The sequence below is a fragment of the Devosia sp. genome, assembly GCF_034675085.1.
Classification (GTDB): Bacteria; Pseudomonadota; Alphaproteobacteria; order Rhizobiales; family Devosiaceae; genus Devosia.
On sequence record NZ_JAUCDN010000444.1, the window covers coordinates 1 to 2,037 of the forward strand.

Sequence of the window (2,037 nt, forward strand, 5' to 3'; positions counted from 1 at the left end):
GGAGTATCGCAGCCACGAGGACTTCTTTTTCGAGCGCCGGGGCTGGTTTTTCGGCGTGCTGGCGGCCACCTACGTCATTGACGTGGGAGATACGCTGATGAAGGGTACCGACCATCTCTTATCGTTCGGTCCCGAATATCTCCTCAGAACGCCGCTCATCGTACTGCTTTGCATCGCTGCTGCAGTCATCAAGAATAGAGTTTTTCACGCTACATTTCTGGTCTTCAAGGTCGGGTATCAGCTTTTTTGGATCCTGCGGCACTTTGATACGCTGGCATAGCTGGGAGTGCCAGCCGAGCGCGGCTGCGTTTTCCGGCCGTCTCAATCAGGTCGCCCGTGAGATGGCTACGGATGGGCTGGACGCTCGACGCGGGCGACTATCCCCTGCACCCGCCGAACGCCTCGTTTTTCGGATGTGTTTATCCTGAAACCGGTGCCCACTTTCGGGCGACGCGCTTTAAAAATCAAAGCCCATCTGCGAGGCCACAGCGGCGGGGCTCGGCTCGGGCTTCGGCCGGGGCGCTGGCTCGGCCTTGCGGGGCGGTTTGGCGGCTGAGATGGGTCTTAAGCTGGGCTCCGCCGCAACCGTGCCCAGCCAGTCCTGCACCGGCCTTAGCTTACCGGCATGGAGGCGATAGCGATTTTCGCGGCCGATCTTTTTCTCGCTGATGAGCCGCGCCTGCTTGAGCACGCGCAGATGGCGCGAGATGGCCGGGCGGCTGATGTCGAAAGCGCCGGCCAGCACATGCACCGGCTGCGGCCCCTCGCGCAGAATCTCCAGAATCCGGCACCGCGTGGGATCGGCGAGAGCAATGAGCGTGACGATGGGCGGCATGGCGCTTCCGATGAACTGACCGGCAGGTTACCGCCAAGGCAGTAGTAACGGCAGGGTTACACGTCAAGCAAGGAAAGGCGTCTTCAACAGGCAGGGTTTCCGGCCTTATTGCTCACTCTTGCCGACCCGCGCATGCTCCATGCGGTCGCCAGGTTCAAGACCGATTTCCACCGATCGCCCTCCGGGAATCTCCAGAACAAATTGCACCGGCACGCCCGAGGTGATGGGGGTAACGTCATGAGGGCGGGCATTGACATGGATGGATTTGACCACACCATCGGCGCCGACAAAAATCATATCGAGTGGGATAAAGGTGTTGCGCATCCAGAAGGAAGCGGGCTGCTCGCGCCGATAGTCGAACAGCATGCCGGCATCCGGCGCCAGTTCCTGGCGGAACATCAGCCCCTGCGCCCTGGTTTCGGGGGTGTCGACCACTTCCACGGTGAAGGCATGGGCGCCGCTGGCCGTGTGCAGCACCAGCCGGTCCTCGCCATTGCCGCAGGCCGCCAACATCCACCCAAGAACAATGGCGATCAGCAGCGCGCCGAAGCGACGCAGCCTCGAAACAGGGCGATGCGCAAAAAGCATCATGAAAATTTCCTAATGGGAGGACGGCGCGTCGCCCCAACCGTCGGGCCGAATTTCGGCAACCATAAGGCCTTTGGGGCCCTGCCCGTAGCGCACCAGAACGAACTGGCCTGGGCGTAGCTCGGTGATGCCGAAGCGGCGCAGCGTTTCCATGTGCACGAAAACGTCGGGAGTGCCTTCGCCGGCCGAAAGAAAGCCGAAGCCGCGGATACGGTTGAACCATTTCACTTCGAGCCGCACCATACCGGAGGTGGGCTCGACCACCACATGAGTGCGCGGCGCCGGCATCTGCGCGGGATGACGCGCGGTCGATTCGTCCATGGAAACAATGCGGAAGGCCTGGAGGCCGCCGGGGCGATTGAGCGCTTCCACGATGATGCGCGCCCCCTCATAGGCGGTCTGATAGCCGTCGCGGCGCAGGCAGGTCACATGCAGCAACACGTCTGGCATGCCATTGTCGGGCACGATGAAGCCGAAGCCCTTGCCAGCATCGAACCACTTGATGGCGCCGACGATTTCGATGGTATCGAGCCCGCCATCATGGGAGGACGAGGCATCGTCCGAGCTGCTCACCGCACCTGCCTCATCGGGCAGGATTCCCGCAGATTCGCCAT

Annotated in this window: 3 protein-coding genes and 1 pseudogene; 1 reads left to right on the forward strand and 3 read right to left on the reverse strand. The window is 61.9% G+C overall.

Going from position 1 to position 2,037, the window contains the following annotated elements:
• Positions 1-280: pseudogene (locus tag VDP82_RS17515) on the forward strand (hypothetical protein); the annotation flags it as partial.
• A gap of 177 nt (positions 281-457) precedes the next feature.
• On the opposite strand, the gene VDP82_RS17520 reads toward VDP82_RS17515, so the two are convergent.
• The 3 genes from VDP82_RS17520 to VDP82_RS17530 form a co-directional block, all read right to left on the reverse strand.
• Positions 458-835 (reverse strand): metalloregulator ArsR/SmtB family transcription factor, encoded by a 378-nt coding sequence (locus VDP82_RS17520; protein ID WP_323016099.1) that lies wholly within the window; start codon positions 833-835, stop codon positions 458-460.
• 105 nt (positions 836-940) lie between these two features.
• Positions 941-1,426, reverse strand: coding sequence for a DUF192 domain-containing protein (locus VDP82_RS17525; RefSeq protein ID WP_323016100.1), 486 nt, complete (start codon positions 1,424-1,426; stop codon positions 941-943).
• Between the two features lie 9 nt (positions 1,427-1,435).
• On the reverse strand, positions 1,436-1,996 hold the full coding sequence (locus VDP82_RS17530) for a cold-shock protein (protein ID WP_323016101.1): 561 nt from the start codon (positions 1,994-1,996) through the stop codon (positions 1,436-1,438).
• Positions 1,997-2,037 lie beyond the last annotated feature (41 nt).